Source organism: Allobosea sp. Root381 (genome assembly GCF_001429395.1).
Taxonomy (GTDB): domain Bacteria; phylum Pseudomonadota; class Alphaproteobacteria; order Rhizobiales; family Beijerinckiaceae; genus Allobosea.
Window position 1 is genome coordinate 352,493 of record NZ_LMJT01000001.1, and the last position, 19,027, is coordinate 371,519.

The following is a 19,027-nucleotide window of genomic DNA, read 5'->3' on the forward strand; positions in this document are numbered from 1 at the left end:
CCTGCTCATCCGCAAGAATGTGATCCAGCCCACTTAACCTTGTGGCAGGAAGCAGTATCTATCCCGGCAGGGGCTGGATTATGGTGCCGAGGCGGCCCGGGCGCGGCAGGACGATGTCGCGGCCGTGCGTCACGGCAGCTCGCGACGGAATTCCGGAGTTGTAATGGAATTCAGGAAGGCAGGCTGGACGACCCGACTGAAGCGCTTCGCGCTTGCGGTCGATTCATGGGTCGATGCCGGGCTGTGGGGCGCGGCGCGGCGGGCAGGCGATGGCTATGAGCGCATCCGCAGCTTCTCCGACCGGCTGACCCTGTCCGGCGGCCAGAGGGTCGCGGCCGAGTTCGCCAGCGAAGGGCTGAACATCGGCATCGTCGGCGCCCTGGTGATGCTGACCTTCGCCATCCCCTCCTTCCAGGAAGGGCGCGAGGACGCGCTCAGGCACCAGGTCTTCGCCGTCACCTTCCTCGATCGCTACGGCGTCGAGCTCGGCCATCGGGGCGCCCGCCACGACGACTCGCTGAGCCTGGAGGAGATGCCCGACCATCTGCTCAAGGCGGTTCTCGCCACCGAGGACCGGCGCTTCTACGACCATTTCGGCATCGACGTCATCGGCACGTTCCGGGCGCTGACCGTGAATGCGCGCGCCTCCGGCGTCGTCCAGGGCGGCTCGTCGCTGACGCAGCAGCTCGCCAAGAACCTGTTCCTGACCAATGAGCGCTCGCTCGACCGCAAGATCAAGGAAGCTTTTCTGGCGCTGTGGCTGGAGCAGCGGCTCACCAAGAACGAGATCCTGAAGCTCTACCTCGACCGCGCCTATATGGGCGGCGGCACCTTCGGCGTGGCTGCGGCGGCGGATTACTATTTCGGCAAGTCGGTGCGGGACATCAGCCTCGGCGAGGCCGCGATGCTGGCCGGCCTGTTCAAGGCGCCGTCCAAATTCGCGCCGCATGTCAACCTGCCGGCGGCGCGCTCGCGCGCCAACGACGTGCTGAACGCGATGGTCGATGCCGGCTTCATGACGGCCGGCCAGGTCGACAGCGCCAAGCGCAACCCGGCAACCCCGGTCGACAGGCGTCGCGATTCGAGTCCCGACTATTATCTCGACTGGGCATTCGACGAGATCCGGCGGCTGGCGGATGACGGCAAGATCGGCCCCGACCGCGTCTTGACCGTCAAGACCCCGCACGACCCCGCAATCCAGGAGCGGGCCGACGAGACGGTCGAGTCGATCCTGCGCCAGCACGGGCCGGCCTATCGCGCCAAGCAGGCCGCGACGGTGGTGATGGATACGGACGGGGCGGTGCGCGCCATCGTCGGCGGTCGCGACTACGGTGCGAGCCAGTTCAACCGCGCGACGGCAAGCCTCAGGCAGCCCGGTTCGTCGTTCAAGCCCTTTGTCTATGCGGCAGCGCTCCAGGCGGGGCTCTACAAGCCGAACACCACGGTCACGGACCGCCCGGTCTGCATCGGCAACTGGTGCCCCAACAATTACGGGCGGTCCTTCTCCGGCTCGATGCCGCTGACGGTGGCGCTGGCGAAGTCGATCAACACGATCCCGGTACAGATGTCGATCGCGATGGGACAGGCGACGGGCGAGACCCATGTCGCGCGCGCCGCCCGCATCGGCCGGATGAAGATCATCGAGACAAGCCGGGCGATGGGGCTGACCACACCGCTGAACGACACGGTCTCGCTGCCGATCGGCGCCGCCGAGGTGACGGTGATCGACATGGCCGCCGGCTACGCCGTCCTCGCCAATGGCGGCAAGCGCGCCAAGCCTTATGCCGCGCTGGAGATCCATAATTCGCAAGGGGACTCGATCTATCGGCACGATCGCGACGAGCCGGCGGCCCAAGTCCTGAGCACGCAGGTCGCGCAGGACATGAACTTCATGCTGGCCAAGGTGCCGACCGAGGGCACTGCCCGTCGTGCCGCGCTGGAAGGCGTCGTCACCGCCGGCAAGACCGGCACGACCAACGGCTACAAGGACGCCTGGTATGTCGGCTATTCCGGCAACCTCGTCGGGGCGGTCTGGTTCGGCAACGACGATTCCTCCGAGACCAACAACATGACCGGCGGCTCCCTGCCGGCAATGACCTTCAAGGAGATCATGCAGTTCGCCCACCAGGGGCTGGAGCTGAAGCCGATCCCGGGCGTCGCGCCGCCGGATCCGAAGGCCCCGGCCGTCGCCAGGGCGCCGGCGCCGGCCGCCGCCACCGCGACCTCCGGGCCGGGCGCCGGACATATGCCGCGCCAGTCCTTCGAGGTGCTCTCGGCCGTCGGCGCGATGTTCAAGACGATCGAGCCTGCACGCGCCGCTGGGCCGCGCCTGCAGGTCGGCATCCGCGAGGTTTCGGCCGGCGCGCAGTCGCGAATCCGTTGACGCGCCCGCTCGCGCTGGTTCAACTCGCGCCGCCGGCCACCATCGACGGGCCGGTTTTGAAAGCAGGACCGTGCGCGTCTTCCACCTCGCCTATGTGATCGCGCTCGGCGCCGGGCTCGGCCTGGCCTCGGCCCATCTCGCCGTGGCCGGCCGCCCCTTCCTCGGCAAGGTCGAGATCGGGCCCTGGCAGGCCTGGCCGCGCAGCGGCGGGCGCGACATCGACCCCTATATGCGCGCCTGGCTCGCCCGCGGCGTGCATCTGCCGCTCGGCGCCGGCGAGGGACTCGAGCTGGTCGCCGAGCGCGACGACCAGGGCTCGCTGCTCGACGGCCGCTGCCGCTATCTCCTGTCCGGGGTGACGCCGACCACGCGCGGCTGGACGCTGAGCGTCACCGACGCCGACGGGCGGGCCTTCCGCCTGCCGCTCGACCGCAGCGGCTTCACCGATGCCGAGGTGTTGCGTGACGAGGACGGCTCGCTGCGCATCGCCGCTGCCTCCTGGCCGCAGGCCGGCAACTGGCTGCCCCTGCCGACGAGCGGGCGCCTCCAGCTGCGATTGCGGCTCTACGACACGCCGATCGCGACCCAGGCCGGCGAGACGCGGCCGGAGAGCCTGCCGCGCATCCAGCGCCTCGACTGCCAATGAACGCGGCCGGACGCGATTCCGCGAAAGGCGCCGCGGCGAGGCCGCGCGATCTCGGCGCACGGATCGCCGCCGGCATCCGCCGGCTGCTGCTCGCCACCGCCGCCGGGCTGGTGCTCGCAGGCATCGTCCATATCGTGACGATCCTGCTGATCCCGGTCCTCTCCCTCAGCGATGCCAACCACGCCTATCGCGCGCTGGGGACGGGCGGCCGGGCCGAGCTGATCGCATCCGTCGGCGACGGGCGCAGCCTGCCCCTGCCACGCGAGGCCGATCCGGCGACGGTAACGGCCATCTGCAGCTACGATCTCGCGGCCGGGCCGATGCGCGTCGTCGCCCACACCGGCACTTTGCCGCTCGGGCTGACCCTGCATCGCAGCGGCGGCGGCGTGATCTACGCGATCACCGACCGCGCCGCGATCCGCGGGGTCGTCGAGTTCGTGGTGATGACAGAGGAGCAGCGCGACGAGCGGATCGCACGCGACGAAGAGGGCGAGGCGGCGCGCGAGCTGCGGGTGGTTTCAGATACCGACCAGGGGCTGATCGTGGCGCGCGTGCTGATGCGGCAGCCCTCCGACAAGGCCGACGCCGAGGCGCTGGCGACAGGCGTCGCCTGCGGCATGGCTGATTAGGCATGATCCATGAGGTCGTATCAATTCCCGTCATTGCGAGCGTAAGCGAAGCAATCCAGGGGGCGCAGAGCCCTGCGGCCCTTGGATTGCTTCGTCGCTGACGCTCCTCGCGATGATGGCTAATGCGTTTCAGCCCGATCGGAAACGGGCTCAGCCCTTGTAGACCACCGGGGGCCTGCCCCCCTCCCCTCCGAAGGTGCCGATCAGCTGCATCTTGCAGAGCGGGCCGGCCTCGGCCTCGAGCGCCATGATGGCGCGCTCGGCGCGGATGCCCTCGCGCGACGGCATCTCGACGACGAGGTTGGCGAGCGCGTAGCGGTAGCTCTCGAGCCTGAAATTGATGCGCTCGCAGACCCAGAGGATCAGTCCCTCGTTCTCGATCACGCGGGCCTGGGCCGGCTCGATCTGCGTCGATGGCACATGGGGCGAGCCCTCGGCAGTGCGCATCCGCACCCGGTCAGCGGCGACGACCCGCATCGCATTGGCGCGGAAGGGGCCGATCAGCAGCCGGTCGGCATTCACATCCTCGGCCAGACGGTTATAGCGCGAGGCCTGCGACGAGAAGGAGCCGGAGGTCAGCGCATTGAAGTAGTCGGAGACGGCGCCGGATTGCGCCTGCGCCGGCAGTATCCGGTGATGGGCCAGATCCGACACCTGCCTCTGGAAGACGCTGCGCTCATGGGCCGGCATGATGAAACGCCAGGCGCGGTCGCGCAGCTGCTCCTCATCGTCGGTCAAGCGGAAATGCGAGGCGGCCTCGCCGCGCGCGGTGGCCGACCAGAAGCCGGCCTGCGGCGCGACGACCTGACTCCAGTAGTCCTGTCGCGGCCGGCCGAGATCGCCCGTGCTCGTGCAGGCACTCACCCCGAGCCCGATCAGGAGCGCGGCCAGCCGGCGGCTGCGCCGGGACAGGGCGCGCCCGTTGTCGGCAGGGCACTCGCTCACGCCGGCTGCCTGGAGATCGTCGCCTTCTTAGGCCGCTTCGGCGCGCCGGCCGCCACCGTAGCCACGATGCGCCGCCTGCGCCGGCCCGTCGGTTCTGGCGCAGCCGGCTCGGGCTCGCGCTCGTAGCGAACGCCGGTGAAAAACAGGATCATTGCCGGCTCCTGCCGCGGGGCAGCCGGAGCCTCTGAAGCCTGCGCACGCAGCCGCGGCGCGAGGGGGATGACGACGGCCATGATGCGCCTCCATGTCTTGGCGCCTGGGTTGCGGTCGTGGGAGAGCACTCTCCGGCTCGCATCAGGCCCGGACATGGTTAACGCTGCCTTAAAGCCTCGGGGATTATCCTGCACGGACGCCAAGAATCGCCCGTCTCCGTGTCCGATTACCGCCCGAGCCCGCCATGCCGTCGCGAATTTCAGCCGAACTCGCACAACTCGCCCGCCTCGCACGCGACGGCGGGCTCGATCTCGGCCAGGTTTCGCTGCGGGTGAAGGCGGATCTGCTGATGTCGACGCCGCATCCGGCGCCGGACGACCTCGCCGCCTTCGGCGAGATGGCGGCGGCCCTCGTCCCCGGAGCCGACGAGCCCTCCGCGATCAGCCTCGCACGAAAGCTCGCCGGCTGGCGCCACGCACCGCCTGTCGCCCTGGAAACCCTGCGGGCGCGTGGCGGCGCGGTCCTCGCGGCGCTGCTGCGCCACGGCCTGCCGCTGAGCCCGTCGGAGCTCGAGACGTTCGCCGGCCACCCAGACGGCAGGCTCGCCGGCGCCCTCCCGGCGCGGCCGGACCTGACGGACACCGTGATCCTGATGCTCACCGAGCGCGACGACAGGGCCATCGATTTCGCGCTGATGGCCAACACGGCCATCGCCTTGCCCCGGGCGGCGCTCGACCTGCTGCTGGCGCGAGGCAGGGCGGATGCGGCCTATGCCCAGCCGTTGCTGTCGCGCCGCGACGTTCCCAATGTCGAGCTCGCACCGCTCTTCCTCGCAGCCGGGCCGGAGCGGCGCCTCGCCATCCTCGACTCGCTGGCGGCGCTTGATTCGCTGAGCCCCTCCGAGCGGCGCGAGCCGGTCTCGGGCGACATCTTCGGCAACTGGCTCGCCCTGGCGGCGGAGGAGCCTGCCAGTGCCTTCGACGCGCTGGCAGGCCATCTCGGCGGCGGGCCGGCCCTGGCGCGGGCGATCGAGACCGACGCCTCACGGGACCTCGCCGCGCTGGCCCTGACGGCTGCCGGCGCCAGCGTCGAGGAGGCGACGCGCTTCCTGATCCGGCTCGGCGACGACGCCGCCCGCTCGGTCGAGCGGATCTATGCCGTTGTGGCGCTGATGCGCGCGGTGCGCCCGGCGGTGGCGCTACGGCTCGTCATGCAGGTCAGCGGGACAAGGCTGCAGGCGTCCGCCCGCAAGGGCCAGCACCAGCCGGCGATGGACCCGAGCGGCACGCCCGCACGCCTCGGCCCGGCGCGGCCGGAGAGCGCGATCAGCGCCGGCGAAGTGCTGCGCAAGCTGCAGCAGAAGCGCGAGCAGGGCTAAGCCGCCGGCCGCTACAAGGCTACTCCTGGGCCAGCTCAAGCCTCGGGTCGCCCTGCCGGTTCTCGATCTCGACCAGCCAAAGGTCGGAATCGAAGCGCCGCTCGCGCTCGACCCGCTCCTCGACACTGCCGGGATCGCTGTCGAGCAGGAGCTGGAAGCGGCGGATGCCGTCATCCTGCGCGAGCGATTGCGGCGCCGGCCCGTAGAGGGCGGCCGTTCCATCGAGGCGGTCGAGCTTGACGAAGATGGCGCCGGCCTCGGCCGCCCCCCGGCGTCTCAGCACCGCGACGAGGCCGTCATGCGCGGCCTGCCGGAGATAGGCGGAGACCCAGAATTCAGCGGTGAGGCGCGCCATCGATGCGGCTTGCCCCGCTTAGTTCTCGGCGCTGCGGCGCGGCGCGTTCGAGCGCGCCTGGGCGACGCCGCGAATCTCGCCCGGGGGGCGCATGTCGCCATTGATCAGGTCGGCAATCGGGTCGCGGGCGGGCGCGGCCCTGCGGGCCTCGACGGGCGCAGGCGCCGGGGCGGCGGCGGTGCGCGGTACATTGGTCACGGCGGCCGGCGGGCGCACGGCCGATTCGCGTGCCTGCTGCGGCAGGTCGCTCGGCCGCACCGGCGGCAGCGGAGCCCCGAAGGCCGGCGCCTGGGTGCCGATTGCGGGCGCGACGGGCTCGGCCATCACAGCCGGCTGCTCGACGCGACGCTCGACGGCACGGGCCGGAGCAGGCTGCGCGGGCGCTGCGACCATCGGCGCCGGATGGCGCGCCTTCTGGAAGAACAGCGCGTTCGCGAGGATGACGGCCGAGACGCTGGCGAAGACCAGCAGAACGAGGGCCCGACCCGGCCTGTGCAGAGCGGTGCGGGCGATCCGGCCGAGCCAGCTTGTCTTGCGGCGCGGCTTCGGCGCGGCGCGCCGGACCGGTGCGGAGAGCGAAGCGCCGTGATGGGCGCGGGCGGCGATGGTGGACATGCGGTCAGCTCATGCTCAGGCGGTAAGGCGGTATGGCGCCTTGGTTTCGAAGCCGCGGCGCGGCGCGCGCGCGAAGGTGGCGATCTTGGCCGGCTGGGCGGCATCCGCGAAGCCCGCGACCGGCAGCCGGACGGCGACACGGGTGCCAACGCCCGGCGCACTCTCGATCGAGAGGCGCCCGCCATGCAAGCCGACGAGGCCGCGCACCACGGAAAGGCCGAGGCCGGTGCCCTCATAGGCGCGGTCATAGGAACCCTTGGCCTGGAAGAAGGGGTCGCCGAGGCGCGGGAGGTCATTGGCGGCGATGCCGATGCCGGTATCGGAGACAGAGAGGTCGATCATGTCGCCGTCGCGCACGATGGCGAGCACGACGCGGCCCTGCGCCGGCGTGAACTTGATGGCGTTGGAGAGCAGGTTGAGCATCACCTGCTTGAGGGCGCGGCGGTCGGCCAGCACCGGCGGGAGGTCCGGCCCGACGACGCGGTCGAGCTCGATCTCGCCGCCCTGCGCCCGCAGCGCCATCAGCGCGCAGCAATCCTGCGCCATCTCGGCGAGGTCGACCGGCTCCTGGTCGATCGTCATCGTGCCGCTCTCGATCTTGGAGATGTCGAGCAGCGTGTTGACGACATCGAGCAGGTGATGGCCCGAGCTGTGGATGATGCGGGCATATTCGAGCCGCTTGCCGGCATCGAGCCAGCGCTGTTCCTCCCCTGCCAGCATCTCGGAGAAGCCGATGATCGCGTTCAGCGGCGTGCGCAGCTCATGGCTGACGGTCGCCAGGAAACGCCCCTTGACGTCGCTCGCCTCCACCGCCTCGGCATGGCCGCGCTCGCGCTCGTCCTCCCGGGCCTTGCGGGCGGTGATGTCGCGCATCACGCAGACGACGGCGGCACCATCCTGCGGGCCGGCTGTCTCGACGCGATGGGCCTGCATCTCGAGCCAGAGCGAAACTGGGAACGACTTCTCGCTGCCGCTCTGCGGGACGAAGAGCGTGCGGAAGCAGGCAGTGGCGTGGCCGGCGCCATGGGCGGCATCGCTCAGCGCCTTGAGGAAGAGTGGGCGGTCGGCGACATGGACGCGCTCGAACAGGCCGCGCCCGTGCAGTTCGCTCGGTTCGGCGCCGGCGAGCGTCCGGGCGGCCTCGTTGGCGAAGATCACGGCGCCGCCGGCATCGTGCCAGGTCACGAGATCGCCGACATGGTCGAGCAGCAGCCGGGCACGCCGGTCGGCGGCGCGGTGCTCGCGCATCTCGTCGGCCCGGCGATGCAGGATGGCGGCGGCGACCGCCATCGCCTGCAGGATCGCGACGAAGACGAGGAGCGGCATCAAGCCGTCCCACCAGGGCATCTGGCCGGCGAAGAGGCCGAGACGATCGAGCGCGATCACGGCGATGAGGGTGACGGCTGCAATCGCGCCGGCGCGGACGACATGGGAGCGCGAGCCGGAGAGGATCGCCTCCGCCGGCACCGCCGCGAGCCAGAACAGGATCGGGGATGAGGCGCCGCCGGTCATGCCGGAAAGCGCGCCGATGAAGAGAGCAAGGGCCGAAGCCGACATTCCCTGCGCGGTGTCGAGCCCGCCGGTGCGCGACAGCACCACCACCGCCAGCAGCGGCAGCGCCGCCGCCACGATCACCGCAGTCTCGAGGGCGCCGAGGGTACCGCGCCAGGCGAGATAGGCCGGGGCGAGACCGAGCGCGACGGCGCCGACCAGAAGGCGGGTCAGGATGAAGCGCTCATGGCGCATGCGCTCGAGCGAATCCGCCAGCACCGATGCGTGCACCATCGCCGCCACCTGCGTCCTGACCGCCTGCATCTTCATGAGCAATGCTACGCCTAACTCGTTTGGGCCACCGTGCCCGCTTGAGGGCAATTTCGGCCCGGGCGGTTTAAGCGGGGCTTAAGGCAGAGCCATGCGAAAACCGCCGAAGGCTCGGCCTCAGCGCAGATTTCACAGCAAAAATAACGACTTATATGCCATATTACCCCCTGCCGGCCGGGTCTGGTTGTCGGGAAGCAGGGTGAACGGAAACTGAAGATCGGCCAGCGCCTTTGAGCTTCCGGAATCACGCGATTTTTCCGCATCCTGCCTAGGATCGCCGCAGGAATGGGGTGCGACAGCGCCAATTTTCGGAGTGGGGACAGAGATGGCCTATATCCTGCGAAGCCTGGCGGTGATCGGCGTGATCACGCTGAACTCACCCGTCCTGGGGGACAGGACGGAGGATGGCGCAGCCGTAGCGACGATCAGCGCCGCGGCCCAGGTGGCTGCGCAGGTCGATCCGCAGACCGCCCTCTCCGGCATCCGCGCCGTTTCGGGCGCCACCATGGCCGCGCGCGAAGCGGCGCAGATCCTAGCCGGGCTCGACCCCGAGACACGCCAGCGCGTGCTCGCCCTGACGGCAGCGGCCGCCGCTGGCCGCAGCGACGCAGGGCAGCGCGGGATCGCAGCGCCGGCGCGCTGACGTGCCACGGCCCGCGGCCCACCTGCGTGCTTGACGCGGCCGTGCAAGGCGCCGAAGACGCTGGCCATGCAACAGGGCAATGCGCGAGCCGACGGCCACGCAACTGCCGCGACGGGCAGGACATGAGCACGGGCCTCGACGAGATCATCGGCAATTTCGACCTGCTCGACGAGTGGGACGACCGTTATCGCTACCTGATCGAGCTCGGCAAGGAACTGGAGCCGCTGCCCGAGGACGCGCATAACGACGCCAACAAGGTGCGCGGCTGCGCCAGCCAGGTGTGGCTCGTGTCCCGCAACGACGGCGGCCCGGGCCCGCAGACCCGGCTGCATTTCAGCGGCGACAGCGACGCCCATATCGTGCGCGGGCTGGTGGCGCTGGCGCTGGCGATCTATTCCGGCCGCACCGCCGCGGACATTCTCAAGACCGACGCCTTCGCGATCTACGAGAAGCTCGGCCTCGCCGCGCATCTGACGCCGCAGCGCTCCAACGGCGTGCGCTCGATGATCGAGCGCATCAAATCCGACGCCCGCAGCGCCGCCGCCTGAGCGCCGGCCGGGCTATCCAGGCGGAACCCGGCAAACCAGAAACATCGCCTCACCCCGTCAGCCCCGGCATGATGCCCGGGCGCGCATTCTCGCCATGCCAGACCGAGGCGCGGGCTCTCGAGGCTGGCGCCGGCGTCGCGATGCCGTAATGCGCCGCCAGCGCCTTGAGCGCGAGACGCAGCACGACCTTGGCCGAGCGGGCCGGCCAGCCGCGCTCGCACTCGACAAGGTCGAGCCCCTTGAGGAAGCCGCAGACATCGATGGCGAGGCCCGAGAGGTCGGGGCCGAGCCGGTCGCAGGCCAGCCGGACCCGCTGGCGCGCGGCGAGCTGCGCATCCGAGGCGCTGGCCGGATCGCGCCCGCCGGCCCCGCGATCATCGGGCGCGAGCGAGGCGTCCCAGTTCATCGTCATGCGCGGCATCATCCGCGCGCGGGTGAGATCGGCGCGGAAGCGCTCTCCCGCCGCAAATTCCTCGGCGGAGATCTGAGGTCGGCCATCCTTGCCCGGCCGACGATGCAGCCAGAGCAGCGGGCTCTCGCGCTCGTCCAGCGTCACAGGCTGCATCCGGCCCTCGACATCGATGACGGCCTCGGCCCTTGGCCGCCCTGCCCCACCCTCGGGTTCGGCCGCCACAAGCCGCCGCGCCGCGCCTTCGCCGCTCCAGGCCGCCAGCCCCTCCGCGACCAGCGCCTCGACCAGTTCGGGGGCGGCATAGCCGGCGCCGAGCGTGGTGCCGCCGCTGCTGCGATAGAGCGCGACCCGCCCGCAGCCCAGCGGCGACGGGCAACCGAAGGCGCCCGCTTGCGCCAGATGGCGCAACAGTCGCGCGCGGGCCCCCTGCCCCTCTCCCGCCCGGCTCACGGCCGCACCTCGCTGCCAACTGCGGCATTGAGGCGGCCCGTCAGCGCGACCAGCCCGGCCTCCAGCGCGGAAAGCCCGAGTTCAAGCGCGGGGTCGTCGCGACGATCCTCGATCAGGGCGCAGGCATGGCGGACGGTCGTGCGGTCCCGTCCGAAGCAAATGCCGACGCGGGTCAGGGTCAGGCCGAAGGCGACATGGGCGAGATACATTGCCGTCTGCCGCGCCCGCGCGATCGGCCGCCGGCCGCGCTGCGGCCCGCGCAGGCTGGCGCAGGGGACATGGGAGATCGCCGCGACGGCGACCTCGGCCAGCCGCACCAGCGCGGCAGGGGACACGGGATCGACAGTTTCACGATTTAGCATGTTCATGATACGTTCCAGTTCGACCGCATGGGCGACGGCCACGCGGCGATCATGGATGCATGAAAATATTCCTATATCAAGGCAAGCGGCAGCACGCCGCAGCTTATCCCCGTCAGCGCGAGTCAGGAGCGGCCGAGCCGGAGTACTGCCGGCATCCGCGGGACGGTGTCGTCGCGAACCCTCGCTCCTGCGGTCCATGATCCGAAAACCCGCATAAAAAAGGCCGCCGGGATGCGGCGGCCTTTTTCATGTGCGTGGACAGCCCGCTCGGGGGGCTCCACCTGTCTCAGCGGCGCTTGCGGCGCTGCTGGCCCAGGCCCATCTTCTTCGCCAGCTGCGAGCGCGCCTCGGCATAGTTCGGCGCGACCATCGGGTAGTCAGGCGGCAGGCCCCACTTCTCGCGATACTGCTCCGGCGACATGTTGTACTGCGTGCGCAGATGGCGCTTGAGCGACTTGAACTTCTTGCCGTCCTCGAGACAGATCAGATAGTCGGCCGTGATCGACTTCTTGACCGGGATCGCCGGCTTCGGCGCCTCCGCCGGTGCCACCGGCGCCGCGCCGCTGATCACGCGGCTCAGCGCGGAGTGCACCTCCCCGATCAGCGCGGGCAGATCGGCGGCGGGAACCGAATTGTTCGAGACATAGGCAGAAACAATATCCGCAGTCAGCTCGATGAAATCCGATCCTTCGTTTTCTGCCATGATGGCCCACTCCTTGAGAGATGCTTCTGAAAAACGACCATCGTCGAACGCATCTTACGCGACATTGCCTTGCGCGACCCTTACTGAGAGTCGCCAGCACTATCGACTCAGACACAACGCCAGCGAGTCATTTCTGATCGTGTAGTCGAACCGCAGCATCTCCGCAAGTGAAGATGCAGCGCGAATACATCGCTTAGACGAAATATTCAGTCTCCGGGAAATAAACATGGTAACCGGCCGGCGGGCAAAGCTGCATCTGCCAGTCCGGCGCCGGTCTTGCCAGCCGGGAGCGTGCTCTCTACCAGTCTGCGGATTGCAAGGTGGAGACGTCGTCGATGCGCTCAAATCCCGTTTCCGGCGCAAAGACGCCGCAGCAGCGCAAGCCTTCGCCGCCGCGTGCCGAGATCCGCACCAAGAGGACACAGGTCCATGGCACGGAGCTTCGCGACGACTATGACTGGCTTCGCGCGTCGAACTGGAAGGATGTGCTGCGTGATCCCGATGTGCTCCCGGCCGATATCCGCACCTATCTCGAAGCGGAGAATGGCTATTGCAAGGCACTGATGGCGCCGACGCGGGAATTGCAGCGCAATCTCGTCAAGGAAATGCGCGGCCGGATCAAGGAAGACGACTCCAGCGTTCCGCAGCCGGACGGGCCGTTCCTTTACTATTCACGCTACCGCAAGGGCGGCGAGCATCCGCTGATCTGCCGCAAGCCGCGCTCCGACGAGCCTGCCGCAACGGAAAGCAACCCCCGAAAGAAGACGGCCGGCGCCCGGCGCGAACAGATCATGCTCGACGCCGACGCGCTGGCGCGGGGCAAGGATTTCTTCGATCTCGGCGACACCGCCCATAGCCCCGACCACCGCCTGCTCGGCTGGAGCGCCGACGAGGCCGGCTCCGAGCTGCATACGATCCGGGTCCGCGATCTCACTCGCGGCGAGGATCTGGGCGACCTGATCCCCGATACGACCGGCGACATTGTCTGGGCCGCCGACAGCGCCTCGTTCTTCTATGTCGGGGTCGATGCCGACCATCGCCCTTCGAAGGTCTTCAGGCACCGGCTCGGCGAGGCGCCGGACCAGGACACGCTGCTGCATGACGAGGCCGATGCCGGCATGTTCGTCGATATCGACGAAACGCAATCCGGCCGCTTCCTTCTGATCTCGATCAGCGACCACGAAACCTCCGAGATCCGCGTGGTCGATCTCGCGGCACCGGATAAAGCCCCCGTTACGATCGCGCCGCGCGAGATCGGCCGGCAATACGATGTCGAACATCATGGCGACGATCTGCTGATCCTGACCAATGCCGACGGCGCCGAGGACTTCAAAATCGTCACCGCGCCGGTCGCCGATCCCTCGCCCGCGCATTGGCGGGACCTGATCCCGCACAGGCAGGGGCGGCTGATCCTGAGCCATCTTTGCCTCAAGGGCCGGCTGATCCGGCTGGAGCGCGAGGACGGGCTGCCGCGCATCGTCATCCGCGATCTGGCGACGGGAAGCGAAAGCAGCATCGCCTTCGACGAGGAGTCCTATGGGCTGGGCCTCGATGCCGGCTACGAGTTCGAGACCGACATCCTGCGCTTCATCTACGCCTCGATGGCGCGCCCGGCCGAGACCTATGACTACGACATGGCGACGGGCGAGCGCGCGCTGCTGAAGCGGCAGGAGGTGCCCTCCGGCCACGATCCGGAGGCCTATCGTGTGCGGCGCATCTTCGCGACGGCGAAGGATGGCGAGCAGGTCCCGATCTCGATCCTGCACCGGGCCGACATGGCCCTCGACGGCTCGGCGCCCTGCCTGCTCTACGGCTATGGCTCCTATGGCTCGGCGATGTCGGCTTCGTTCCGGACAAGGCCGCTCAGCCTGGTCGATCGCGGCTTCGTCTATGCCATCGCCCATGTCCGCGGCGGCACCGACAAGGGCCGGCGCTGGTATCTCGACGGCAAGCGCGAGAAGAAGACCAACACCTTTACCGACTTCATCGCCGCGGCCGAGGCTTTGGCCGATGCCGGCTTCACGGCGCGTGGCCGGATCGTGGCCGAGGGCGGCAGCGCCGGCGGCATGCTGATGGGCGCGGTCGCGAACATGGCGCCGGAGCTGTTCGCCGGCATCGTCGCGGAAGTGCCCTTCGTCGACGTGCTGAACACGATCCTCGACGACACCCTCCCGCTGACGCCGCCGGAATGGCCGGAATGGGGCGATCCAATCCGCGATCTCGCCGCCTTCGAGATGATCCGCAGCTATTCGCCCTATGACAACGTCAAGGCGCAGACCTATCCGCCGATCCTGGCGATGGGCGGGCTGACCGATCCGCGCGTGACCTATTGGGAGCCGGCGAAATGGGTGGCGCGCCTGCGCGCGACCATGACCGGCGGTGGCCCGGTGCTGCTGCACACCAACATGGAGGCCGGCCATGGCGGCTCGGCCGGCCGCTTCGACTCGTTGAAGGAGACGGCGCTCGCCTATGCCTTCGCCATCCAGGCCGCCGGCGAAGGCTGGCCCGAGGCCGGCACCGGCTGATCCGCGCCGCGAAGCAACACGGGCGGCAGAGCTCTACGCCCTACTGGATTGCTTCGCTGCGCTCGCAATGACGGTGGAGCGGGCGCGACGGTTGCGCTCGCTCACACACCGAGCCGGCTCTTCTCGCTGGCAAGGTAGACCTTGAGCTCGTCCATCGAGGCGAAGCTGTAGTCGCCATCGGGCGTGCGCGCCTGGATCGAGCCATCGGCATAGATGGTGAAATGCGCCTCGCCAACCTGATAGGCGCCGACGACGCCTTCGTTGGAGGCAGCCGGCGAAGCGGGCTCGGGTGCGGTTGCTGCTTCAGGGGCGTCGGCCTTCGGCGCCGCATCGGCATCGGACTCGACATCGGGAGCGACGGAGGCGAAGTCGTCCGCGGAAGCAACCTGCTTGTCCTCGGGCGCAGCCGCCGGTGGCTGCGGATCGAAGGCCTCGGCCTCGCGCGATTGCGGCGGCCAGGGGCGCAGCTCCTGCGCCGGCATGTCGAGCTTCGGCCAGAGCAGCTCGGGCGCCGGTGCAGTCGGACGCGGGACGTCGGGTTCCACAGAGATGGGCTCGCCTGCGGTCTCAGGCAGGCCCACCTCGGGCTCTCCGGGCCGGAGAGCATCCGGCGATCCGGGCTCATCCGGCTCCGGCTCCGGCTCGCCGAAGGTCGGCATGCGCCGCTCCCAGGCCGGCTCCATCCAACTGTCCGCGAGCGACAGATTGTCCGCGGGCTTCTCACCATCGCGCTCCTCGTCGCGCTTCTGGCCCAGCCCAGTCTCGCCGAAGGTCGGCTCGATGCGGCCGGAGACCGGCGCCGGATCGAGCCGCAGGCCCGCAAGGCTCTCGCGCAGCAGGCCGAATTCGTCCGTCGTGCGCGCGGCCGGGTCGACCGCCGCCGGCGCGAAGGGGTCCTCGATGTCGGCGGGGCCGGGCGTAACGGAAACCGGCCGGTCGGCTTCGGCCTCAGCCTCGACCTGCTCGATGTCCTCGGCCTGCGCCTGCTCCTCCACGGCCGCAGGGAATGGCTCCGCCCCGGGCTCATCGGCCAGGGCGGCTTGTGCCAGGGTGGTTGCCTGCGGCGCCGCTTCGGCCTCGGGCTCGGCCGCGAGTTTGAGCTCCGGCTCGGCGTCGGCGTCCTCGGGAACTGGCAGGGCCTCGGGCTCGTCATCGGCTTCAACGGTGCGGTGCGGCAGGAAATCAGGAAGCGCCCCGGCGTCGCGGGCGGCCTCCGGCTGCTCGGGAGCGGCCGGCTCCGCCGGCTCTGCGAGCGCGCGGCCAAGGCCGGGCTCGGGGGCGGCCCTTACGGGCTCGGCCGGCTCCTCTGCCCATTCCGGCGAAGCGGAGGCTTCGAGCGCCTGGACGCCGGTCAGCGTCGCGCCTGCGCCGGCCAGCGCACCGACGCCGGCACCTGCCAGCCCGGCTTGCGGCACGGGCTCGCGCCGGGCTTCGGGGCTCGCGACCGTCGAGATCACAGACATCGCCGTCGCGGCGCCCGCAATCGTCTTCTTCAGCCGCCGGATTTCAATCAGCACCCAGGCGAGCGCCAGCATCAGGACGCCGCCGCTCGCCAGCACCGTGCCGATGATGACCTTGGTGAAGCCACGCTCGAGGACCATGTAGGGCAGCCCGTCGACGATGGCCGCGATGCCGCCGCCAAGAAGTCCGAGGCCCAGCAAAATGAAGATCGTGATCAAAGGAGAGTCCTCGGCAGCATGCTCGAAGGCATTCTTGGCAACCCGCCAGGCCGGCCGGATTGGCCGGTCCTGTCCGCCTATATTGTAACGTATTGAATAAGAGAGAGTTTCAATTTGTGTTCCCGCATAGGGCGAGAAATCGGGCGAGATTGAGGCGCGGCTCCGCCGTGCATTGGCGTCCTCCCCGGACAGCGGTTGCCGGAGCGCCGGCGGAGGCTTAACTAACGAAGCGAATGGCGGGCGCTTCTCTCCGGAGGAGAACCCGGCCCAGGCCGCCCGGCGGCAAGCCATTCTCAGTTCAAGCTATTGCCAGCCCCAAGGAGAGGCCAAATGACCTTTACCCTTCCCGATCTGCCCTATGCCCATGATGCGCTCCAGCCCTTCATGTCGAAGGAAACGCTCGAGTTCCATCACGACAAGCACCACCTCGCCTATGTCACCAACGGCAACAACGCGATCAAGGGCACGGAATTCGAGGGCAAGTCGCTCGAGGAGATCGTCAAGGCCTCGCATGGCAAGAACCCGGCCGTGTTCAACAATGCCGGCCAGCACTACAACCACCTCCACTTCTGGAAGTGGATGAAGCCCAATGGCGGCGGCAAGATCCCCGGCGCGCTGGAGAAGGCGATCGTCGATTCCTTCGGCTCGGTCGACAAGTTCAAGGAAGACTTCGTCGCCGCCGGCGTCGGCCAGTTCGGCTCGGGCTGGGCCTGGCTCGAGGTCAAGGGCGGCAAGCTCGCGGTATCCAAGACCCCGAACGGCGAGAGCCCGCTGGTCCATGGCGCGAGCCCGATCCTCGGCGTCGACGTCTGGGAGCACTCCTACTACATCGACTACCGCAACCGTCGTCCCGACTATCTCAAGGCCTTCCTCGAGAGCCTGGTGAACTGGGACTACGTCGCCGAGATGTACGACGCCGCCAAGGCCTGAGCCTGAGCGATCACGATACGAACGAAAACGGGGCCTCGCGGCCCCGTTTTTTTGTGCTCCGGCTGCGAAGGGCGCCGCGTAGCCCTCAGGCCGCGACGCCGCGCAGGAACTGGTCCACGGTCGAGCGCAGCCTGACCGCCTGGGCCGCCACCTCTCCCGCCGCGCCGCGCACCTCCTCCGCCGAGCGCCCGGTTTCCTCAACGCTGTCGGCCAGCACGCTGAGATCGCTCGACACGGAGAGCGCCGAGGAGCTGGCCATCGCGACGCCGCTGGCGATCTCGCCGGTTGCGATCGCCTGCTGCTCGATCGAGACCGCGACCGCGTTGGCGAAGCTTTCGATCGCATTCATGCGTTCCGCAATGTTCTGGATCGAGCCGACGACCTGGCCGGTCGCGCCCTGGATCGCGCCGACCTGGGCGACGATGCGGTCGGTCGCTGCCGCGGTCTGGGAGGCGAGGCTCTTAACCTCGGAAGCGACCACCGCGAAGCCGCGCCCGGCATCGCCGGCGCGCGCCGCCTCGATCGTCGCGTTCAGCGCGAGCAGGTTGGTCTGGGCGGCAATGTCGCGGATCAGGTTGACGACCTCGCCGATGGCGCGAGCTGTCTCGTCGAGCTCGCGGACGGAGCCGGCAGTATCACGCGAGATCGAGGCCGCCTCGACGATCTCGGTGCGGACGCGGCGCACCTGGAACTCGACCTCGCGGATGGCGGCTCCCATCTCCTCGGCCGCCTGGGCCGCGCTCTCGACGTTGCCGGAGGCGCCATGGGCGTTCTGCGCCGCGCGGGCGGCGCGGCCGGACGATTCGGCCGCGGTGCGGGCGAGGCCGTCGGAAGCCTCGCTCATGCGGTCGGCATTGCTCTTGAAGGCGTCCAGGGCGACACCGACCTCGCCCCGGAACAAGGCAATCGCCTCATCGACGTTCTGCTGGTGCCGGCGCCGCTCGGCCTCGGTGACGTGCTGCTTCTCCTGCAGCGTGGCGCGTTCGGCCAGCCGCAGCTTGAGGATGCCGAGCGCCCGGGCGATGGAGCCGATCTCGTCGCCGCGGCCCAGGGCATCGATCGGCGTGTCGAGCCGGCCGTCCGAGATGCTGACGATGGCTTCCGTCATGCTCTTCAGCGGCCTCATCGTCCGCGACAGCGAGAACCAGAGGAGCGGCCCCAGCACCAGCAGGATCAGGATGCCGAAGCCGACGGTGACGAGATGCTCGAAATCCACGCGCGCGAGCAGCCGGCTCTTGTCGAAGCGCAGCGCGACATAACCGATCTGCTTTTGATGACCGCCGATCCTGACGACATGCAGCCGGGTGATCGAGGTCTTGTCCTCGACCTGCCACGAGGTCTCCTTCTGCATGACGTCCCAGGGTTCTCTGCCGAGCTGGGCCGCGAGCGAGCGCGGCGTGAAGGCGAGCCTCGCCTCCTCGTTGCGACCGGCGCTGGCCAGGGCCGAGAGATCGTCGGCGACGAAACCCGCCTTGAAGTCCGGGTCGCGCCGCAGCGAATTGAGAATGTAGCCCAGCGTGTTGGTGTCGCGCGACAGGATCAGCGAGGGCGAGGCGTTGACCACCATCAGCTCGAGCGCCTGCATCTTCTGATCGAGGTCGTCGCGCGTCTTGGTGTCGTTGTAGCGCGCCGCCGCGACCACCACGATCAGGATGGCGACCGCGACGATAGCGACCGCCGCAGCGGCGATCCGGCTGCCGAGCGAACGCCCGGACCCGCGCTTCGCAGGGATCGCCTGCGCGGCGGACTCGACCTTGGCCGCTCGCTTGAACCACATCATTGCGCCGACAATCCCCGAAGCGGCTCGATCAGGGCAAAGGCCGGGCGCGAGCATCGCCGGAGACGCTGTC

General features: G+C 69.2%; 18 protein-coding genes. 8 read left to right on the forward strand and 10 right to left on the reverse strand.

Annotated features, from left to right (window positions below):
* The first annotated feature begins 163 nt into the window (after positions 1 to 163).
* From ASE63_RS01650 to ASE63_RS01660, 3 genes are all read left to right on the forward strand, one after another.
* Entirely contained in the window at positions 164 to 2,383 is a 2,220-nt protein-coding gene (locus ASE63_RS01650; RefSeq protein WP_056795468.1) for a PBP1A family penicillin-binding protein, read from the forward strand.
* Between the two features lie 70 nt (positions 2,384 to 2,453).
* Positions 2,454 to 3,029 (forward strand): DUF1214 domain-containing protein, encoded by a 576-nt coding sequence (locus ASE63_RS01655; protein WP_056795471.1) that lies wholly within the window; start codon positions 2,454 to 2,456, stop codon positions 3,027 to 3,029.
* The gene (locus tag ASE63_RS01660; protein ID WP_056795474.1) at positions 3,026 to 3,658 is read left to right on the forward strand and encodes a hypothetical protein; all 633 of its coding nucleotides are present in this window, start codon (positions 3,026 to 3,028) and stop codon (positions 3,656 to 3,658) included. Before ASE63_RS01655 ends, ASE63_RS01660 begins: the two co-directional genes overlap by 4 nt.
* Positions 3,659 to 3,808: 150 nt before the next feature.
* On the opposite strand, the gene ASE63_RS01665 is transcribed toward ASE63_RS01660, so the two are convergent.
* Entirely contained in the window at positions 3,809 to 4,603 is a 795-nt protein-coding gene (locus ASE63_RS01665) for a hypothetical protein (protein WP_056795477.1), read from the reverse strand.
* Complete coding sequence (locus ASE63_RS01670; RefSeq protein ID WP_056795480.1) at positions 4,600 to 4,836, reverse strand: hypothetical protein; 237 nt, start codon at positions 4,834 to 4,836, stop codon at positions 4,600 to 4,602. Before ASE63_RS01670 ends, ASE63_RS01665 begins: the two co-directional genes overlap by 4 nt.
* A gap of 164 nt (positions 4,837 to 5,000) precedes the next feature.
* Here ASE63_RS01670 and ASE63_RS01675 point away from each other — a divergent pair, with 164 nt between their 5' ends.
* A complete protein-coding gene (locus ASE63_RS01675; RefSeq protein ID WP_056795482.1) occupies positions 5,001 to 6,134 on the forward strand; it encodes a hypothetical protein in 1,134 nt (377 codons plus the stop codon).
* Between the two features lie 19 nt (positions 6,135 to 6,153).
* Here ASE63_RS01675 and ASE63_RS01680 read toward each other — a convergent pair whose 3' ends face one another.
* The 3 genes from ASE63_RS01680 to ASE63_RS01690 are packed head-to-tail and all read right to left on the reverse strand — an operon-like array spanning position 6,154 to position 8,925.
* A complete protein-coding gene (locus ASE63_RS01680) occupies positions 6,154 to 6,489 on the reverse strand; it encodes a DUF1491 family protein (RefSeq protein ID WP_056795485.1) in 336 nt (111 codons plus the stop codon).
* Positions 6,490 to 6,507: 18 nt separating this feature from the next.
* Positions 6,508 to 7,104, reverse strand: a complete 597-nt coding sequence (locus tag ASE63_RS01685) for a hypothetical protein (RefSeq protein WP_056795488.1) — start codon at positions 7,102 to 7,104, stop codon at positions 6,508 to 6,510.
* Positions 7,105 to 7,119: 15 nt separating this feature from the next.
* Positions 7,120 to 8,925 (reverse strand): PAS domain-containing sensor histidine kinase, encoded by a 1,806-nt coding sequence (locus tag ASE63_RS01690; RefSeq protein WP_056795491.1) that lies wholly within the window; start codon positions 8,923 to 8,925, stop codon positions 7,120 to 7,122.
* Between the two features lie 325 nt (positions 8,926 to 9,250).
* Between ASE63_RS01690 and ASE63_RS01695 the strand changes: the two genes are divergently transcribed.
* Entirely contained in the window at positions 9,251 to 9,568 is a 318-nt protein-coding gene (locus ASE63_RS01695; protein WP_056795494.1) for a hypothetical protein, read from the forward strand.
* 122 nt (positions 9,569 to 9,690) lie between these two features.
* Positions 9,691 to 10,116, forward strand: a complete 426-nt coding sequence (locus tag ASE63_RS01700) for a SufE family protein (protein WP_056795498.1) — start codon at positions 9,691 to 9,693, stop codon at positions 10,114 to 10,116.
* Positions 10,117 to 10,165: 49 nt separating this feature from the next.
* Here ASE63_RS01700 and ASE63_RS01705 read toward each other — a convergent pair whose 3' ends face one another.
* The 3 genes from ASE63_RS01705 to ASE63_RS01715 all read right to left on the reverse strand — a co-directional run bounded on the left by ASE63_RS01705 (position 10,166) and on the right by ASE63_RS01715 (position 12,043).
* Positions 10,166 to 10,978: a DUF6456 domain-containing protein gene (locus ASE63_RS01705; protein WP_082609559.1), complete on the reverse strand. Its 813-nt coding sequence runs from the start codon at positions 10,976 to 10,978 to the stop codon at positions 10,166 to 10,168.
* A complete protein-coding gene (locus ASE63_RS01710; protein ID WP_156410139.1) occupies positions 10,975 to 11,346 on the reverse strand; it encodes a helix-turn-helix domain-containing protein in 372 nt (123 codons plus the stop codon). Before ASE63_RS01710 ends, ASE63_RS01705 begins: the two co-directional genes overlap by 4 nt.
* A 280-nt stretch (positions 11,347 to 11,626) precedes the next feature.
* On the reverse strand, positions 11,627 to 12,043 hold the full coding sequence (locus ASE63_RS01715) for a MucR family transcriptional regulator (protein ID WP_056795503.1): 417 nt from the start codon (positions 12,041 to 12,043) through the stop codon (positions 11,627 to 11,629).
* Between the two features lie 335 nt (positions 12,044 to 12,378).
* Between ASE63_RS01715 and ASE63_RS01720 the strand changes: the two genes are divergently transcribed.
* Complete coding sequence (locus tag ASE63_RS01720; protein ID WP_056795507.1) at positions 12,379 to 14,568, forward strand: S9 family peptidase; 2,190 nt, start codon at positions 12,379 to 12,381, stop codon at positions 14,566 to 14,568.
* A 101-nt stretch (positions 14,569 to 14,669) separates the two neighbouring features.
* On the opposite strand, the gene ASE63_RS01725 is transcribed toward ASE63_RS01720, so the two are convergent.
* Positions 14,670 to 16,247, reverse strand: a complete 1,578-nt coding sequence (locus ASE63_RS01725; RefSeq protein ID WP_056795509.1) for a hypothetical protein — start codon at positions 16,245 to 16,247, stop codon at positions 14,670 to 14,672.
* Between the two features lie 330 nt (positions 16,248 to 16,577).
* Between ASE63_RS01725 and ASE63_RS01730 the strand changes: the two genes are divergently transcribed.
* A complete protein-coding gene (locus tag ASE63_RS01730) occupies positions 16,578 to 17,177 on the forward strand; it encodes a superoxide dismutase (RefSeq protein ID WP_056795511.1) in 600 nt (199 codons plus the stop codon).
* An 85-nt stretch (positions 17,178 to 17,262) separates the two neighbouring features.
* On the opposite strand, the gene ASE63_RS01735 is transcribed toward ASE63_RS01730, so the two are convergent.
* Complete coding sequence (locus tag ASE63_RS01735) at positions 17,263 to 18,957, reverse strand: HAMP domain-containing methyl-accepting chemotaxis protein (RefSeq protein WP_162261701.1); 1,695 nt, start codon at positions 18,955 to 18,957, stop codon at positions 17,263 to 17,265.
* Positions 18,958 to 19,027 lie beyond the last annotated feature (70 nt).

What these genes read in the sequence shown, in the direction of transcription:
- ASE63_RS01660 (WP_056795474.1), top strand. Translation starts at nt 3,026, where the DNA reads ATGAACGCGGCCGGACGCGATTCCGCGAAAGGCGCCGCGGCGAGGCCG.
- ASE63_RS01735 (WP_162261701.1), bottom strand. Translation starts at nt 18,957, where the DNA reads ATGATGTGGTTCAAGCGAGCGGCCAAGGTCGAGTCCGCCGCGCAGGCG.
- ASE63_RS01680 (WP_056795485.1), bottom strand. Translation starts at nt 6,489, where the DNA reads ATGGCGCGCCTCACCGCTGAATTCTGGGTCTCCGCCTATCTCCGGCAG.
- ASE63_RS01685 (WP_056795488.1), bottom strand. Translation starts at nt 7,104, where the DNA reads ATGTCCACCATCGCCGCCCGCGCCCATCACGGCGCTTCGCTCTCCGCA.
- ASE63_RS01670 (WP_056795480.1), bottom strand. Translation starts at nt 4,836, where the DNA reads ATGGCCGTCGTCATCCCCCTCGCGCCGCGGCTGCGTGCGCAGGCTTCA.
- ASE63_RS01650 (WP_056795468.1), top strand. Translation starts at nt 164, where the DNA reads ATGGAATTCAGGAAGGCAGGCTGGACGACCCGACTGAAGCGCTTCGCG.
- ASE63_RS01715 (WP_056795503.1), bottom strand. Translation starts at nt 12,043, where the DNA reads ATGGCAGAAAACGAAGGATCGGATTTCATCGAGCTGACTGCGGATATT.
- ASE63_RS01695 (WP_056795494.1), top strand. Translation starts at nt 9,251, where the DNA reads ATGGCCTATATCCTGCGAAGCCTGGCGGTGATCGGCGTGATCACGCTG.
- ASE63_RS01720 (WP_056795507.1), top strand. Translation starts at nt 12,379, where the DNA reads ATGCGCTCAAATCCCGTTTCCGGCGCAAAGACGCCGCAGCAGCGCAAG.
- ASE63_RS01675 (WP_056795482.1), top strand. Translation starts at nt 5,001, where the DNA reads ATGCCGTCGCGAATTTCAGCCGAACTCGCACAACTCGCCCGCCTCGCA.
- ASE63_RS01700 (WP_056795498.1), top strand. Translation starts at nt 9,691, where the DNA reads ATGAGCACGGGCCTCGACGAGATCATCGGCAATTTCGACCTGCTCGAC.
- ASE63_RS01730 (WP_056795511.1), top strand. Translation starts at nt 16,578, where the DNA reads ATGACCTTTACCCTTCCCGATCTGCCCTATGCCCATGATGCGCTCCAG.
- ASE63_RS01710 (WP_156410139.1), bottom strand. Translation starts at nt 11,346, where the DNA reads ATGAACATGCTAAATCGTGAAACTGTCGATCCCGTGTCCCCTGCCGCG.
- ASE63_RS01690 (WP_056795491.1), bottom strand. Translation starts at nt 8,925, where the DNA reads ATGAAGATGCAGGCGGTCAGGACGCAGGTGGCGGCGATGGTGCACGCA.